Below are 16,600 nucleotides of genomic sequence, written 5' to 3'. Positions count from 1 at the left end.
CCAAACCCTCCGAAGGGACGATCGCGGCCTAGGGCGATCGCTAACAACAATTCTTAATAACCCTGGGTTTTGATTAGGGAAAGAGCGATGACTGCGGAGAAATCCAGTCAGGTGTTCTCTGATGTCTCAAATCCTGTCGGAGCAGATGGGGGGATGGATGATTGATGGATGAAGCATTACCTTGGATTGGATATTCTTGGGCCAGGGTCTTTGGAAAATCCTGTCGCAGTCCGGGAACTTCCTGCCAGCAATACCGACAGAACCAGTACGATTGATGATTTCGAACGTGCAGCAGAACTGGATTTTTGCACCATGGACAATTGTGATAGGACATATCAAACTCGCTTTCAAACAATTGGTGGAAGTAAAACGGTTGAACCCAAGGAGAGCAAGGATTTTGAGTGAATGATTTTAAGTGAATGATTTTAAGTAAACGATTTCGGTTCTAGCCCACAGGATGATGGATGGATAATCCTGCGATCGGGCGTTCCCGTGTTCTGCGACGGCGCTGTCTATGTGGTGACTGATGGACTGTCGGCTGCACCAAGGTTTGAATCAAGCCTAAAATTTGTCGTGGAAAGTCATTGTTCTCTAGGGGTAACGGAGTTTCCTGCGATCGAAGCCAACACCATGAGCCATCCGATCGTTGCATGCGATACTCACTGCAAATCACTTCTCCCCATTGCAAAACAGTCAAGTGTTGATAATGCTCAGAGACACGCTGTAAATCATCAGGATGAATCAGATTCGCTAATCCATTCATCCCCATGGTGTGCATTTCATCGGCAGTGTAGCCTAAAAGCGTTGGGATTGAAGAACTTGCGCAGAGAGTCTGCTGCTCTACCAGATCATAAATATAGAAGCTGCCTGGAAGAGTGCACGTCGAGCTTGATTGAAGCTGTGCAAGGATTTTAATAATTTTTTGGGGCAGTAATGGTAAGAAATTATTTAGGTGAGTTGCTGTATTCGTGTGACGCATTATCCATCCCTCTGTTTTTGAATGAGGTCATACTAGCTGTAAGAAGAGACCTTCTCCTTGCTGGCAAGAGAAAAAGTATCAACGTATCGGGGCTTCTACCGCTTGGGAGAAGGTCTGGAGCTAGGGGAGTCAAATTCAGCCATCATCTGGTTTTTCAGAAGGCAAAGAACTCCAAATTACGGCTGAACTTTCCTCAGTAGTATGAAAGATGAGTTGTAAAGAAACTGTGAGGAGTGCGAAAATTAACGATCTTAATCTAGCAAGAAAAATCGACTTGTTGGGTAATAAGACGAAAGACTCTCAAAACCCGCTTCAGGTAAGCGTTTCAACGACTTCTGGTAAAAATGCTTGAAACTCAAGCTGTGTAAGCATTATTTCAGCGATTTTCTTCGTTATATCCCAACAGGTCTAATAATTAAGTTATTCTGAAAGTAAGGATTCCAGAAAGTAATTGAAGCTGAGGAAATTACAGCAGTTACCGGAAAAAGCTTTGCAAAATGCTGCTCTAGAGTACTAGATCTGGGGGGTAAGGATGAAGATTCTAGTGGTTGAAGATGAATACATCATTGCCCAAGCTTTGAACCTATTGCTGACCAGCCATCATTACGCGGTTGATTTAGCCACTGATGGCGAAGCTGCCTTAGAAATGGCTGAGGCTTTTGAATACGATTTGATCCTGCTGGATCTGGGGTTGCCTCGGTTGGATGGCGTTGGTGTTTGTCAGCGGCTTCGCGCCCAGGGGTTTCTGCAGCCGATTTTGCTACTAACGGGCCAAGCGGATGTGCAGCAGAAGACGATCGCCCTGAATGCTGGTGCGGATGATTATGTTGTTAAGCCCTTTGATGTCGCAGAATTGATCGCTCGGATTCAGGCATTGCTCCGGCGAGGCAGTTCAGCTAGTCAGCCAGTTCTCACCTGGGGCAAGTTATCTCTGGATCCCAGTAGTCACCGAGTCGCCTATGACACAAATCTTCTGTCTGTGACACCCAAGGAATATTCGATTCTGGAACTTTTGTTGCGGGAACCTCAGAAAATATTCCATGCAAAGGCAATTTTAGATCATGCCTGGAGTTCGGTGGAGGCCCCCGGAGAGGAAGCGGTACGAGTTCATATTAAGGAACTCCGTAAAAAATTAATGGCCGTTGCTGCACCGAAGGATTTCATTAAAACGAAACCTAGAGAAGGTTATCAATTGAATCCGCTCTACGCCTCACCGTTGAGAGGCCCAGCGATCGATCAACTCCCCCTGACTCAAGTTGCTGAATTAAAAGCCGTCAATGCCCAACTCCAGGTAACGTTAGAACAATTACGATCGACTCAAGCGGAATTACGCCAGAAAAATCAAGAATTGCAAGATGCCTATCAAACGATCGCCCAAGAACGACAACAATTACAAATTGCTCGGGATGCCTTAGAACAAAGGGTGATAGAACGCACCACTGAACTGACTGCGACCAATCAATCCCTACAACAGCAACACGATCAATGGCAAGCATTATTTGATTATGCATTGGATGCGATTTTGATTGCCGATGATGAAGGGCGATATCTTGATGCCAATCCAGCGGCCTGTCAGTTATTTGGCGTCACAAAAGATGAACTGTTACGCGCCAGTGTGGCTAATTTTGCCGATCCCAGCTTGGATATCATTCAAGTTTGGCAAACGTTTTTGCAGGTTGGACAACTCTCGGGAGAGTTTCGCCTTTTTCGTCCTGATGGCACAACGAGAGCCACTGAATTTAACGCGATCGCCAATTTTATTCCCGGTCGCCATCTTTCAATTTTGCGGGATGTGAGCGATCGTAAACAGGTGGAGACAGAACTCCAAGAAAGCGAGGAAATCTTTCGCCAGTTTGCTGAAAATAGCCATGCGGTAATTTGGATTGCCCATCCGACGACCCTTGATAATCTCTATGTAAGTCCGGCCTACGAAACGGTTTGGGGTCGGTCGCGCCAAAGTCTGATCGAATATCCTGATTCCTGGTTAGAGTCCATTCATCCCGACGATCTCGATCGGGTTCAAACCAAACTGCAACAGCAGCGCCAAGGCTCCTCGAGTGCTGTGGAATATCGGATCATTCAGCCGGATGGCACGGTTCGCTGGATTTGGGATTGGGGCTTTGCCATTCGGGATGAATTCGGTCAAGTCTATCGCTACGGAGGCATTGCGGAGGATGTCACCGATCGTAAACAAGCGGAGCTAGAAGTCAGAAAATTTGTGGCGCTGGCTGAAAATAGTTCGGAATTTATTGGCATCTGTGGGATGGATTGGGTTCCGTTTTACGTGAATGCGGCAGCCAAACAAATGCTTGGGCTTTCTGATGTTGCCTTCCTCCAGAACCTCTCTGTACGAGATTGTTTCTTTCCCGAAGATCAAGATTTTATTATCAATAATTTTTTTCCCCAGGTCTTGCGGGATGGACGGGCAGAGGTGGAAATTCGGTTTCGCCATTTTCAAACTGGAGAAGCGTTATGGATGATTTACAATGTAGTCTGTATTCGAGACGAAAATGAAGAACCGATCGCCCTTGCCACCTTAAGTCGCAATATCACCGATCGCAAACGGATTGAAATTGAACTGCAACAGCGGGAAGCGTTTCTCAGCAGTGTCTACAATGGTGCGAATGAAGCAATCTTTGCTATTGATGTCCGGAACAATGATTTTTACTACGCTGGCTTTAATCACTTAGCAGAACAGTATGGTGGCGTTAGTAGTCAGGACTCCCAAGGTAAAACGCCGGAAGAGGCTTATGGTAGCCAAATTGGTGCATTCTTTCGGCAAAATTATGAGCGTTGTCTGCAATCCGATACCAGTATTTCCTACGAAGAGCAAAATATTCTTGATGGGCGAAGGATCTGGACGTTGACAACCCTCTCACCCATTAGAAATGACCAAGGCGAAATTGTGCGGATTGTGGGAACCGCGATCAATATCACCGATCGTAAACTGGTGGAAGAAGCCCTGCGAGAAAGCGAAGCCCGTTGGCAATTTGCCCTAGAAGGATCTGGTGATGGCATTTGGGACTGGGATGCTCAGACGAATACCGTCTTCTTTTCCCATCAATGGAAAGCCATGTTAGGGTATGCGGATTCTGAAATTGGCAATACCTTGGACGAGTGGGAGAGCCGGGTGCATCCGGAGGATAAAGAGCAATGCTATGCGGATCTAAACCAGCATTTTCAAGGCAAAACTCCAATTTACAAAAGTGAGCATCGAGTGCGTTGTAATGATGGTAGCTATAAATGGATTCTCGATCGGGGTCAGGTCATTGAATGGACAGCCGATGGCAAGCCATTGCGGGTAATTGGTACCCATACCGATATTACCGATCGTAAATTAGCGGAACAAAAAATCCGAGAACAGGCGGCTTTGTTAGAAATTGCCTCCGATGCCATTTTTGTTCGGGATTTAAATAACCGAATTCTCTATTGGAATCCAGCAGCCGAGCGCTTGTACGGGTGGACGGCGGCAGAGGCGATCGGGCAGCAGGCTGATCAGCTGCTTCAAGATTACTCTGCTTCAATTGAAACCATCGTGCAACGGGTTTCGGATACTGGCCAATGGCAGGGGGAGGTTTGCAATACGATTAAAACTGGAAAGCAAATTACGGTGGAAACCCGTTGGACATTGATCCGAGATGAATCTGGAAAACCACAATCTATTCTTTCAGTCGATACGGATATTACAGAAAAGAAATTGCTGGAAGCACAGTTTTATCAAGCCCAACGGCTAGAAAGTTTAGGGACGCTGGCAAGTGGAATCGCCCACGATTTGAATAATGTACTAACGCCAGTGTTAGCGATTTCTAAGCTTTTACAATTGAAACCATTAAATTTACAGGAAGAACAAGCGCAACAGATGCTCAAGATTGTTGAAGATAGCGCGAGGCGGGGGGCAGACATGATTCAACAAATTCTGACCTTTACCCGCAGCACCGGTGGAGAACAGACTCCCGTTGAAGTGGTGTCGCTGTTGCAGGACGTGATTAAGGTGATCCAACCGACCTTCCCAAAATCGATCGAAATTTACCAGAAGATTCCGGATACCCCGTTAGCGCTGGTTTCCGCCAATGCCACCCAACTGCATCAGGTCTTGTTGAATTTGTGCGTCAATGCGCGGGATGCCATGCCCAAGGGCGGCGTGCTCACCCTATCCGTGGACAATTTTTATGTGGATGAAATCTTTGCTCGGATGACCTTGGATAGTCAGGTGGGGAATTATGTCCTGTTCACAGTCACGGATACCGGGACGGGAATTCCGCCTGAAATTCGCGATCGTATTTTTGATCCTTTCTTTACGACCAAAGAGCCCGGTTCGGGCACTGGCTTAGGGCTTTCAACGGTCTTGGGGATCGTCAAAAACCACGGCGGTTTTTTACAACTGACGAGCCAAGTTGGTGAAGGCAGTCAGTTTAAGCTGTACTTACCTGCGATCGAATCTACCCTGGAAACCCGAAGTTCTGTGGAAATCTGTCCAGAGGGCGAGGGAGAATTGGTGCTAATTGTGGAAGACGATATTCCTGTACAGCAAGCTACTCGAGCGTCCTTGGAACATTATCAATACAACACCTTAGTCGCCAACAACGGAATAGACGCGATCGAACTCTATACACAACATCGTAATGAAGTGAAAGTTATTATTATTGACATCATGATGCCAGATATGGATGGAATCACAGCAATTCGAGTTCTGAAAAGCATGAATCCGCAGGCAGTCATCGTTGCTGTCAGTGGATTATCCTCTCACCGAGAAGCGGCATTGGCGGTGGGGGCTCGGCTGTTTTTAGAAAAGCCATATACCTTAGAAAATCTATTGTACAGTGTTCATTATCTTGTCCAAGGGAATCATGATGTCTTTGATTTGTAGAGAAGGACATGAATGATTCGGGAGATGAAGCTTAGCCAACTATGATTTCGATCGTAATGAATTCTAGGGTTGCGGTGCTGTTTTTTGGGGTTGGGTGTTGGGATCAGTGTCTCTGAACTCAGTCCGATGAAATGAATGGCGTTGAGCAATTCTAGGCACTATGAACGCATCTGAGCAAAGTGTTCCCGTAACAGCTCATGGATAAATCGATAACGCCCCCCGACCCGCTGCATTAACCGTAGGTCGTGGGCATAGTTCAGAAACCGGGCATAGTTCCACGGCATCATGCCACTGCGCCAGAGCAAAACTCGCAACACAAAATGTTGAATACAAGGGAGTCCGCCGGTTAAGACGGCTGAAAATAAGCCGCACCCCATTCCCAACCAGAAATTGAGGTATAAATCTACTTGGGAGGTGGGTAAAAATAGACCGATCGTCGCCAGAATCATTCCCATCGGAACCCCGATCAAAAACATCGTGAGCGCATTCCTGGCTGACTCTCGCATGCCTTGATTGGGCTCATTACTGGTATGAATCCCCGCTTGTAAACCGGAGACTAGGCCAATCAATAATCCATAACTCCCTGCGAAGGAGAGTCCCCATACTAAACCTTTGACCAAGAAGTCCTTATAGGAAAAGAAAACAATCACGATCGTGCCTAGCAGCAAGCCAATCATTGAGCCTGCAATCGTTCCCGATCGAGCTCGCTCCCACGACCAACCTAGTTGAATCGGTTCAATTTCCTCATTGTCCAACAGTTCTATGAGGGGCTGCAACACCTTAAATTGTAAGAGCCAGTGGTGCAAATCCTCACGGCTATAGACTCCGTAGAGAAATCCAACCATCCCGGCAACCATCACCCCAAAGACCCGGCCCGCAGACCCAAACCCTAGCTGCCAGAGGACTAGCCAAGTGATCATCAAATACAACAGTCCGATGATTACGCCACAACTTAATCGATACCATAGTCGCGCGCGGGGTCGTCCTAACCAACTGGGCTGAATGCGCTCAATTAACAATTCCGGTTTAGATTGGGCTTTCAGTTGTCGTGCCAGCCAAATTAAATATTGCCGAGTTTGGCTACGGGATGGCTCTTTCCCTGCTGGATACTGGGCTTTTACGATCGCTTGACTAAAGCGCTGTTCAATATATAAATCAAATAACTCCTGGGGTTTACGAATCGTTCGCCCTTGGTATACTGCGACCATCATCGTGAGTAATAACGGAATTCTGGCAAGTTCCATCAGTTCTCCGGAATGTTGAATGTTATCCCAGAGGCTAATGCGATTAACCTGCTGCAAGTATTGATATATTTGTGTATCCGTTAAAGGTTGCAAATATATCGCTCCATTCAACCGCGATAGTTTGGCCTCCCCCGCTTGATATTCCTCTTCCCGACAGCAAACAATAAAGTGAGGATAGGCGGTTTCTGCCAAAAATTGATTAATGGCTCGAATGCATTTAACCTGCTGTACCAAACCCAATTCATTGAGTCCATCCAACAGCAAGACGAGTTGTTCATCCTGTAACCATTGCTGGGCCACGGGCAACGGTACGTTATATTGTTTTTTCAGTTGACCTATCATCCAATGGGCGATCGGGGTGCCTTCGTCGCGCCAAGACGAAAGTTCTAGGATTACAGGAAGGGCAGCGGTAGCATCCGCTTCGGCCCGATCGATTAACTCGGCGGCAAATTTGAGAATTTCTGTCGTTTTGCCTGAACCCGGTTTCCCTAGAATTAGCAATTTCCCATCAATGTCCACTTGATTAAATACATCAAACAACGTCCGCACATTGGCGATCGCGACAGCCGGTTGATTGCCGATTTGCAGAGTGCGCTCCACCTGAGATTCCTGGGGAATGGCTAACTCTGGAAGTTGGAGCCGCCCGACTTGCTCAGGCTGATCTTGCAGCATTAGGTCAATCACAACCAAATTGTGCAGCGAATCCTGGCGACGGCGGGCAATTTCACTTTTTAGGACTCGCAAAAATCGCCGCCGATTTTCGGTGGTGTCGATCGGGGGATTCGATTGTGTAGGCGATCGAAAAAATCCCGCGATCGTCCGCCAAGACTCAATTAACTTTTGAATCGTTTCCGTCTGTGTAGATAAAAACGTAAGTGCGCCTGCCAAGGCTACAAACGTTCCCACCACAGAACCTAAGGGCGAATTTTGTAATAGTTGCTCTAGCCAAGTGGGCAAGGACGAATCTGCACTCGCAAGTAGCCAGCCCTCCCTCTGCCACAGGACAAGGCTTAGTTCACTGCCGATCGTACTTGGCCACACACCCATTACATTCCGCTTCAGCTCACAACATCACTCATTTTTTAGCTTCAGTCCAGATTAGCTTCAATCCAGATGGTCGAAATATCTTAAACAATCTCTGATTCAGAAAATCTATTAATCATTCCAATAGCCACGCAGCGCAAATTTGACGGCTCAGTATTGACGACGCAGTCATCAATACTGAGCCGTCACGAATACTGAGCAGTCGCTAATATTCTACAAGCGAGCATTCCTTTCGTACCCCCAGACGCCAAAAAAGAGGGATAAGTGCCAGTGGCACCTATCCCATGTGATTGAGCAAGTGATATAACCCCCGTGCAATGGTTGTGATGGCAACCCTGTTTTGCAGGAGGCTTAAATTTAAGTTGCCCAAGTTAAGCCAAAAGTGAAGATGACTAGGTGGCCTACCAAAAGTTCAGTCGTTTGGCGGAACCCCATTACTATTCTCTTAAAGCTTAAACAGCAAAGCTTAAACGAATTTCGATCCCGATTTTTTAGGCCGAATTCCGATGACAGAAGGTTTGGGTGCTCCGTTGGGGTTACCCTTCAGGTTGCTGGGCCAGTTACTGCCGCGCGGTACCGTACGGTTCTGGTAAACGATCGACCCATTCAATGCCAACATTTCCACCGATCGATTCAAATTCACCTGCGGTTGGTAAGGGCAATCTTCGCCGGGATGTTGCACCGAGAGAATCAGCGTATTACCCACAAAGGTTGGGCCAGTCATTTCGCAGCGGGGCGGGCCATAGGCAAAGGGCACGACCTGTCCCGCATGTTGTCCCTTGAGGGGAATATAGAACAGCCAGTTATTACCAAAAACACCCACCAAATTGCCAACGTTACCCGATGGCGCATGGCTAATGTCTGTCGGCTTGCCCGCAGCCCCGGTCTCAAAGCCATTGTGCAGCCCTGTGGACATGTCGGTCACGCCCCAGATGTTGCCTTTCTGGTCAAAGGCAAGGTTGTCTACGTTAGCGAAGCCTGCGCCATCGATCGAACCCGCTTCTCCGCCTTGTTCCAACCGTTTCCACTTAAAGGTGCGGCCTGTGCTGTCTGCACTGTCTTCGATAATCTTATACAATCCACCGTACTGCTGCGTGTCGTTATTGCCGCCGGAGTACTTGGCGACGACAAAAATTCGGGAGTCGGGATAGCCATCACCGCCCGGTGCGCCATCGGTATAGGCAATGAAGACTTCGCGGGGATTCTTGGGATTGATTTCCAAATCCTCTGGACGGGCTGTTGGGGTTCCACCGACTAAATTAGCGGCGAGAAATGCATCGCACAGCACAGCCCCTTGGGAGGTGTAGAAGTTCGCCAAGGTTTTATTCCGATAACCGGGAAGGGCGGTGGCTTCGTTGGTACGCTCGCAGTTGAAGGTGCCGCCATCGCTAGTTTGTCCAGCGATCCCATTCCGGCGAGGCAAGGGCAAACGACCGTTGCGTTGGGCGGCTCCGAGGGCTTGGAATTCAACGCTGGACAAAACACTGGGAGAAATCGGATTGGTCGGGGTCTGCAAGGTGAGGGGAATCCATTCGCCAGTGCCCTCATCCGGTCGGCGGGAATTGCTGGGAGGATTAAACTTTGCAACGTAGAGCACACCATTTTCAAATAGGCGGCTGTTGGCTTTGCTCTTGGCATTGCTGACGGTGCTGTTGCTGACGAATTTCCAGGTGTGGCCCCCACGCCGATCGTCGCCCATGTAGGCCACCAGCTTACGACCTGCCTCAGCCCGCACGGTGATGTTTTCGTGGCGGAAGCGTCCCAGAGCCGTGTGTTTACGAGGACGGAAGTTGGGGTCGGCGGGATCGATTTCCACCATCCAACCGTATTTTTCACCCACCAAACCAAACTCAGCCCCCGTCGTGCCTGCGGTGTAGCTGGTTTGGCTGCCGTTGGGTTTGACCGATTCCGTCACCCCGATAAAGAAATCAGCACTGCCCTGGAAATTTTCCTCAGCAGACACAACCGTGCCCCAGGGGGTAGTTCCGCCGGAGCAGTTGTAGGCCGTGCCAATAATGCGGTTGCCCAATCCGTCGGCATTGACCGCTTCAAAGACTTCCTTAACGGCTGGGCCTGTCCCGATCAGGTAGTTTTGATCGCCCTTTTGGTAGGACTTTGTCCCCCAGCCGGTGATGCTGGCGTAGCTGTCTTTGCGGCTAGCGTTAATGCCTAGGCCCGATAGACCATGGATCCGCCGATTTTTACGATCGCTGACGGGTTGATACCGATCGTTCTGCTTTTTGATGCGGACGATCGAGCCACCCAGGTTATAGAGGAATTCTCCCCGCAGGGTGAGATCGAGGGTATTGGGGAAATCTTTGCCCAAGACAACTGGAGCGGATTCAGGATATAGGCTGGTATCTTTAACATCCGCTGGAGTATCCGGCGCAAAGCGGGACATGGGATAGCTGACGTACTCATGGTTTACCCACAGCCAGCCTTCTTCTTCTTCGCGAATAGGCACATAGCCCGTGTAGTCACAGTTGTAACCAAAGTACTCTTCTGGGTTCGGGAAGACCCGATCGCCCCAACTGACAATCACGTAGCGCTCGTACTCGGGGGGGACGACGACATCGTCGATCGGAGAGTAGGCATTTAAGTGGAGTTGTTCAAACGCAGTCGCCTTAGGCAACGTGGAACCGACTCCGATCGAGGAAGCCAAATAGGTTGGGGTTTCCTTGAAAATCGGCAGGGAATGGGGAACACGAACCGGGGTAAAGCCTAGGAGCTTTTCGGCTGCGAGGACGACATCCGTCCCCCCTAAAAAGCGATTCAAGGCCGTGGGAGCCAAGGCAGTCGTGACCGCGCTTGCCCCAAAAAAGATCAGAAGCTGTCTGCGATTTAAGTGCGTCATAGCCAATCTCTAGAAGAGTCCCGCGAACGAACGTGACGAAATCAAAATCTTCCGCAATCATACGGACGGGACTTTAAGGGACTGGCTACATTCGATTTAAGAAAGAATAATCACCGGGTTAACTCTAGGGCAAATTCTCTCCTAACGCACGTCAATTTTGGCCAACTGGGTGCCTTGGTAGTAATGCAGGACAATTTGTTGGTAGTTTAATCCGCGATTGGCTAACCCCAGAGCCCCATACTGGCTCATTCCTAGGCCATGGCCAAAGCCGCGACCTTGCACCACAAAGTTAGCGGCACGCTGCTTATTATTGCTCTTGGTTTGGTCGAACTGAGAGACGATCGTGAATTTGGAACTCCGCAGGCTCAAGGCATCACGCAGATCTTCCGTGCTGATATCCCGCTGGCCCCGATCGCCCACAATGCGCATTTTGCGATAGCGTCCGCCTGCCGTTGGCTTACCGACGGGTTGCACGTCCCGCACCTGACCTACGCCGCTAATCAAATTGCTGAGTTCGTTCTGGCTATAGGTTTTGCTCCACTGATACACGGGAGCCGTCTCGTCATAATCTGTGACAGCCCGTAGGTAGGGCACATAGGAACCCCAAACATCCTCTACATTTTCCGTTGCGCCACCGGAGGAGGAGTGAAAGAGCGCTTCAATGATTTTGCCCTTATAGGTCAAGACTTGTCCTGCCGTTGCATTCACCGCCGCTTGGGTGCCAGCGGATTCATCTTGAACGCCACGATAGACCTGGCACTGGGCCGTATCGCACAGGTCGGAAATGCTGTTACCATCCCGGTTACGACGGTAAAGGGCATAGGAGCGAGCAGCCACAGCCTGAGCTTTGAGCGCTTCCTGGTTCCAATTGCCGTTCATCTCGCCACCGAGGACGCTGTACAGATATTGTTCCAAATCCACCCGATTGACGGCGGTAAGGCCCGAACCCGCAGGCACCAAAACCGCCTTGCCGCGATACCACCGCGAGCCAATCCAGACAACACCATTGGGATCCTTGGGTTCGATCGACAGGCTGCTTCCCGTCCATTTATCTAGAGCAATGCCTCGTCCGCCTCGTTGGGCTTCAAAGCCGTTCATACCTTGGATATTCCCCAGTACTTGGCCAGAGGCGGCATCGCGGACAACGGCATCGACGGAACTGCCGACTTTGACGCTGGGGACGTTTTCTTCGATCGCGACACGGAGTTCAAGGGCTGCTTGGGCCGGGGCAATGACGACTAACCACAGTAGGGCAGTCAGCCACCCGTGCCGTCCTGCCATTTTCAGCGCTGAGGCTAGGAAAGGGAGGGCGGTTCGCGGGGTCATGATTTCAGGTCTCCTTTGGGGTGTGAGGAACAAGACAAATGGGAGGAACTGCAAACGGTGTGCAACTAAAGATGGTTGAGCAACTGAGATTGAAATTGAATTGGAGAACTCTAACAGGATTCACCATTCTTCTTTAGAACCGATCGATCTTTAAGCGTGAGTCTTAGAATTTCAGTGGTTTCACTGAGGAAGCTGACCTAATGTAAGTCATACTTCAAATCACCACCGTTTCCTATAGCACAATGCCTACGGATTCATCCGGATGCATTCGCGCTCAGCGCTCAATCTCAGCGCTCAATCTCGTTGCTAGGATAGACGAATTTGGCCAAGGGAGAGCGACTGACGATCGAGATAACTTGAAAAAATGACCCATCGACGGGCCGATTTTACCGGAGCTCACTCTAGCGGTAGAGTGAAATTGGGCTATCTACGACATTCTCCATCAGACTTAGCGTGATTAAGTGTTTCTAAATTTTCTAGAGAGAACATAAAGTCTTGCTAAACCTTGACTATTTCGACCCTGCCAAGGTCAAGCCCTGAGCAGAATTGCCTCCTAGCGCAATCGATCGAGCACCCTCCGTAAAAGCCACTGGAAATTTGAACAGTGACTTTTAACGGTGACTTTCAGAGTTGCAAAATAAAAAGAGTTGCAAAATAAAATTAGTCTTTAAATTACTCGGTCAGTTTGAATGAACTTTGACCAGGGTATGAAGTTCCTGTGTCACTATAGAACTTGATTTACAAAATTCTGTGTTGAGCAAAGACAGCCTTGCAGATAACATTTCTTGGAACAAGTTCTGGGGTGCCAACCCGCTCCCGTAATGTCTCTGGAGTGGCATTAAAGCTACCCCAGCGATCGGAAATTTGGTTGTTTGACTGTGGTGAAGGCACCCAGCACCAGTTTCTGCGCAGTGACCTGCGGGTGAGTCAGATCCGCCGTATTTTCATCACCCACATGCATGGGGATCACATTTTTGGCCTGATGGGACTTTTGGCCAGTTGTGGCTTGGCTGGAAATGCCCAGGAAATCGATATTTACGGCCCCCCAGATCTGGACGAGTACATCAAGGCCAGTCGGCGCTATTCCCAAACCCATTTTTCCTATCCCGTTCGAGTTCATACAGTGCGGCCTGGGATGGTGTTTCAAGATGACACCTTCGCAGTGCACTGCACGATGTTGAAACACCGGGTGCCAGCCTACGGTTATCGCATCATTGAGCACGATCGACCGGGGGAATTCAACGTTGCCAAGGCCCAGGAATTAGGGATTCCCTTCGGGCCAGTCTATGGTCGTCTCAAACGGGGAGAAACCGTTACCTTAGAGGATGGGCGCACCTTCAATGGCCAAGAGTTTGTAGGGCCAACAGAACTAGGCCGCAAGGTGGTCTACTGTACGGATACCGTTTTCTGCGAATCGGCGATCGAGTTATCTCAGGATGCAGATGTGCTGATCCATGAAGCAACCTTTGCCCACCAGGATGCGGAGATGGCCTTCCAACGGTTGCACTCCACCACCACCATGGCTGCTCAAGTTGCCCTAGCAGCCCAGGTTAAAACGCTTATCATGACGCACTTTAGCCCGCGCTATGCTCCAGGCAATGAGATTGAACTCAAGGATTTGCTAGCGGAGGCGCGAGCGATTTTTCCAAAAACAGAAATGGCCCGCGATTTTTGGGCCTATGAAGTTCCCCGGCGGCGTATCAGCGAATCTGCGGAACCGATTACAGAACCTGTAGTGGATCCTTCAGAACTTCCCCCCCCGAAGAAAAGTCGCAATACGCCACGCAAGTCAAATGCTAAGTCAAATTCTAAGTCCTCTGCTAAGTCGTCCTAGGCTTCCCTATGCAGGGGCCGATCGAGGATAGTGATGTTCATTGCGCCTTAAGTTCTCACAAATATCCAACAAAACCGCTTGGGACACAACAGGAGAACGGGGGGGCAGAGTTTCTGCATTGGGCCAACTATTGAGATCCTGACAGGGACAGTTGTTATTGGAAATGCCTGCTACCTTGAGCGCGATCGGCATAGGACAGCGAGCACACATCACAATTTCCCATTCTGGGGTGAGCAGTTCAGCGATTGTTTGGGAAGTGCTCTCTAAGTAACTGGTATTTGCATGGCGGAGGGCTTGCTGCCAGGAATCTTCAAATTCAGCACTATATTTTTCGCCATCGATGATGAGTAGAGGCGTTTTGAGTGTACGTTGGTGGGACTGAATCACCAATGACTTACCCAACTGCAACCAGTAGGCAACGTAGTGTTTGACATGGGATACGGAAGCCATAAGTGACAAAACTCTAGGGGACTGACGCCAATAAATCGACTTCAAGTAAATAAATCGACCAACAGAGGTAAATCGATGGAGGACTTGGGGCGGTTAAAAGCGGAAAAAATTGTTGAGAAATGGGAGAAATGAATAGGAAGAATTAGTATGAGGGGATTGCATTAACTCCATGCTAGTGTGGTCGCTTAGTGAGAAATGTAAATAAAGTCTGAAGTTTAGAGTGCGATCGCACCATCCAGTTCTATGGAGTGCCATTGATGTCTAGCTTTTGGCCAAGCTGACTGAGATTGAGTACATGGCCCCCTGTGACGAGATAGGTAACATCGGCGATCGTGGCAATTTGGCGGGTGAGGCTGCCCAACCGATCGCGAAATAGGCGTCCCAAGGGATAGGCCGGAACGACCCCCCAGCCTGTTTCTTCACTTACAAAAATTAAATCTGCTGATTGTGTTCTCAAAACTTGCAGCAACTCTGCCACGGTGGCTTTCCAGGTGGATTCATCCTGCTCCAACAGGTTCGCCAACCAAGTTCCCAGGGAATCGATTAGGCAACAGTGTTGCGGCTGTAATTGGCCGAGTCGATCGGCTAGAGCGATTGGTTCAGCCCAGGTTGGCCAGTGACGAGGACGGCGTTGTTGATGCTGGGTAATGCGGGCTTGCCACTCCTGATCCGTAGGGTCAATTTGCGCGGTTGCTAGGTACACCACTGATTTACCCGACTGCTGGGCTAGCTGTTCTGCCCATTCGCTTTTGCCCGATCGGGCAGGGCCAGTGACTAAAATGATCATTCTTAAAATCTGCACCATTTTTAAATATCGACGTATACAATAGGTCATTCCAAACCCTGGCAGATCGGGGCTTGGGCCAATCACCTCCGAGTTTGACATGATGAAAGCAAACCTCAAACGCATTGAGCAAACCCTGCATCGTCTTGAGCGTCCCAACGAGATTGCCGCCGGTTTTGCCAGTGCCAGCACGGTACGCCGTCAAACTCCAGTGGAACGATCGGTGTCCTTTGAAGTGAGTCCAAAGTCTGTCTCCGCTCCTCCAATAGCTGTATCTCCCACTCTGCCTGCGCCTTCCGATTCTGCGTCTGCTCAAATGGCGTCTGCTCAAACGGCTGTTTCTACGATCGCTCCGCCTGAAAAGTCTGCAACTATCGCTCCTTTGACTGAATTGCATTTGCCAACGCCCCATGGGGTTGCTCTGATGGCCGATCGCGCTTCGATCGATCAGACTCCAAAACCGTCGGGACGCACCACAGTAGCTTCCCAGCCCTCTTCACCTGCTCCCGCAATGCCGGATTCTGGGGTAAGTCATTCTGGCAAAGCAACAGATGCCACCCCCAAGGCATTGCATTTGCCCAAGATGAAATCGGTACAATTTTCCAGCCACCGGAATGGTGCAAATCCAGGACTGGCAGCCAGTCTCCTGCGGGAAATGTTAGGGATTGCCGAAGGTTGGCACGTGGAATTGGCCCAAGTGGTGCGACAAATTCAGGATCTCTACATCGAAGGGCCGATCGTTGATGGCTGGCTAGAATCTACGGGTGATGTGCCCCATGTGGAAACTGTGGCCTTCAAACATGCGGAAATTTCACAACTAATTCAGTTTGTCGAAAAATTGCAGTCCGGAGAAATCCAACCAGAGCGGGTTTTGGTCAATGGTGCGGGATATCGACTCTGTGGCTTAAATGCCGATGGCCGAGTTTGGTCTTGTCCCTGTCCAGCAGAGCAGGTGCCCACCGTGAGTCTTGCGATCGCCCGCCACCATCGTCTTCGCCAACTACTCGCCCGCCAGCAGGATTTAGAAAGTCGATTGGGACAACTATCCGAAGATCTCGTGATGCTACATGGCCGCCTGAAGCAATAGCATGGTGGGCGTCATCATCCATTCGTTGACAGTTGAAGGCAACTCAAAGATCTGAATTCCAGGATTTAAATTCCAGGATAAGTATCACCCAAGGATTACTAAGGCTTGTGTTGAGAAATTTTGAGTTCTGC

General features: G+C 49.5%; 10 protein-coding genes. 4 read left to right on the top strand and 6 right to left on the bottom strand.

Annotated features, from left to right (window positions below; all coding sequences use genetic code 11):
• Nucleotides 1–168: 168 nt before the first annotated feature.
• Complete coding sequence (locus ACN4EG_RS00505; protein ID WP_431627125.1) at nt 169–405, top strand: hypothetical protein; 237 nt, start codon at nt 169–171, stop codon at nt 403–405.
• A gap of 40 nt (nt 406–445) precedes the next feature.
• On the opposite strand, the gene ACN4EG_RS00500 is transcribed toward ACN4EG_RS00505, so the two are convergent.
• Nucleotides 446–979 (bottom strand): PAS domain-containing protein, encoded by a 534-nt coding sequence (locus tag ACN4EG_RS00500; protein ID WP_431627124.1) that lies wholly within the window; start codon nt 977–979, stop codon nt 446–448.
• 532 nt (nt 980–1,511) lie between these two features.
• On the opposite strand from ACN4EG_RS00500, the gene ACN4EG_RS00495 reads away from it, so the two are divergent.
• Entirely contained in the window at nt 1,512–5,846 is a 4,335-nt protein-coding gene (locus tag ACN4EG_RS00495; protein ID WP_431627123.1) for a PAS domain S-box protein, read from the top strand.
• Between the two features lie 158 nt (nt 5,847–6,004).
• Here the strand turns inward: ACN4EG_RS00495 and ACN4EG_RS00490 are convergent, their stop codons facing one another.
• The 3 genes from ACN4EG_RS00490 to ACN4EG_RS00480 all read right to left on the bottom strand — a co-directional run bounded on the left by ACN4EG_RS00490 (nt 6,005) and on the right by ACN4EG_RS00480 (nt 12,314).
• Nucleotides 6,005–8,137, bottom strand: coding sequence for an NACHT domain-containing protein (locus ACN4EG_RS00490; RefSeq protein WP_431627122.1), 2,133 nt, complete (start codon nt 8,135–8,137; stop codon nt 6,005–6,007).
• A 463-nt stretch (nt 8,138–8,600) separates the two neighbouring features.
• A complete protein-coding gene (locus tag ACN4EG_RS00485) occupies nt 8,601–10,988 on the bottom strand; it encodes a PhoX family protein (protein ID WP_431627121.1) in 2,388 nt (795 codons plus the stop codon).
• Between the two features lie 141 nt (nt 10,989–11,129).
• A complete protein-coding gene (locus ACN4EG_RS00480) occupies nt 11,130–12,314 on the bottom strand; it encodes a SpoIID/LytB domain-containing protein (protein WP_431627120.1) in 1,185 nt (394 codons plus the stop codon).
• A gap of 769 nt (nt 12,315–13,083) precedes the next feature.
• Between ACN4EG_RS00480 and ACN4EG_RS00475 the strand changes: the two genes are divergently transcribed.
• Entirely contained in the window at nt 13,084–14,148 is a 1,065-nt protein-coding gene (locus ACN4EG_RS00475; protein WP_431627119.1) for a ribonuclease Z, read from the top strand.
• 6 nt (nt 14,149–14,154) lie between these two features.
• Here ACN4EG_RS00475 and ACN4EG_RS00470 read toward each other — a convergent pair whose 3' ends face one another.
• Together ACN4EG_RS00470 and cobU are read right to left on the bottom strand one after the other, a co-directional pair.
• Complete coding sequence (locus tag ACN4EG_RS00470; protein ID WP_431627118.1) at nt 14,155–14,598, bottom strand: hypothetical protein; 444 nt, start codon at nt 14,596–14,598, stop codon at nt 14,155–14,157.
• A gap of 241 nt (nt 14,599–14,839) precedes the next feature.
• Nucleotides 14,840–15,484 (bottom strand): bifunctional adenosylcobinamide kinase/adenosylcobinamide-phosphate guanylyltransferase, encoded by a 645-nt coding sequence (gene cobU / locus ACN4EG_RS00465; RefSeq protein WP_431627117.1) that lies wholly within the window; start codon nt 15,482–15,484, stop codon nt 14,840–14,842.
• On the opposite strand from cobU, the gene ACN4EG_RS00460 reads away from it, so the two are divergent.
• Nucleotides 15,483–16,469, top strand: coding sequence for a hypothetical protein (locus ACN4EG_RS00460; protein ID WP_431627116.1), 987 nt, complete (start codon nt 15,483–15,485; stop codon nt 16,467–16,469). The two genes, cobU and ACN4EG_RS00460, sit on opposite strands and share 2 nt — an antisense overlap.
• Nucleotides 16,470–16,600 lie beyond the last annotated feature (131 nt).

Origin of the sequence: Alkalinema pantanalense CENA528, assembly GCF_050753345.1 — a bacterium.
GTDB classification, from domain to species: Bacteria; Cyanobacteriota; Cyanobacteriia; order Leptolyngbyales; family Leptolyngbyaceae; genus Alkalinema; species Alkalinema pantanalense.
This window is presented reverse-complemented; position numbering and strand designations above follow the sequence as displayed.

Coding starts and splice junctions, on each gene's coding strand:
- ACN4EG_RS00505 (WP_431627125.1), top strand. CDS start 169: ATGAAGCATTACCTTGGATTGGATATTCTTGGGCCAGGGTCTTTGGAA.
- ACN4EG_RS00500 (WP_431627124.1), bottom strand. CDS start 979: ATGCGTCACACGAATACAGCAACTCACCTAAATAATTTCTTACCATTA.
- ACN4EG_RS00495 (WP_431627123.1), top strand. CDS start 1,512: ATGAAGATTCTAGTGGTTGAAGATGAATACATCATTGCCCAAGCTTTG.
- ACN4EG_RS00490 (WP_431627122.1), bottom strand. CDS start 8,137: ATGGGTGTGTGGCCAAGTACGATCGGCAGTGAACTAAGCCTTGTCCTG.
- ACN4EG_RS00485 (WP_431627121.1), bottom strand. CDS start 10,988: ATGACGCACTTAAATCGCAGACAGCTTCTGATCTTTTTTGGGGCAAGC.
- ACN4EG_RS00480 (WP_431627120.1), bottom strand. CDS start 12,314: ATGACCCCGCGAACCGCCCTCCCTTTCCTAGCCTCAGCGCTGAAAATG.
- ACN4EG_RS00470 (WP_431627118.1), bottom strand. CDS start 14,598: ATGGCTTCCGTATCCCATGTCAAACACTACGTTGCCTACTGGTTGCAG.
- ACN4EG_RS00460 (WP_431627116.1), top strand. CDS start 15,483: ATGATGAAAGCAAACCTCAAACGCATTGAGCAAACCCTGCATCGTCTT.
- cobU (WP_431627117.1), bottom strand. CDS start 15,484: ATGTCAAACTCGGAGGTGATTGGCCCAAGCCCCGATCTGCCAGGGTTT.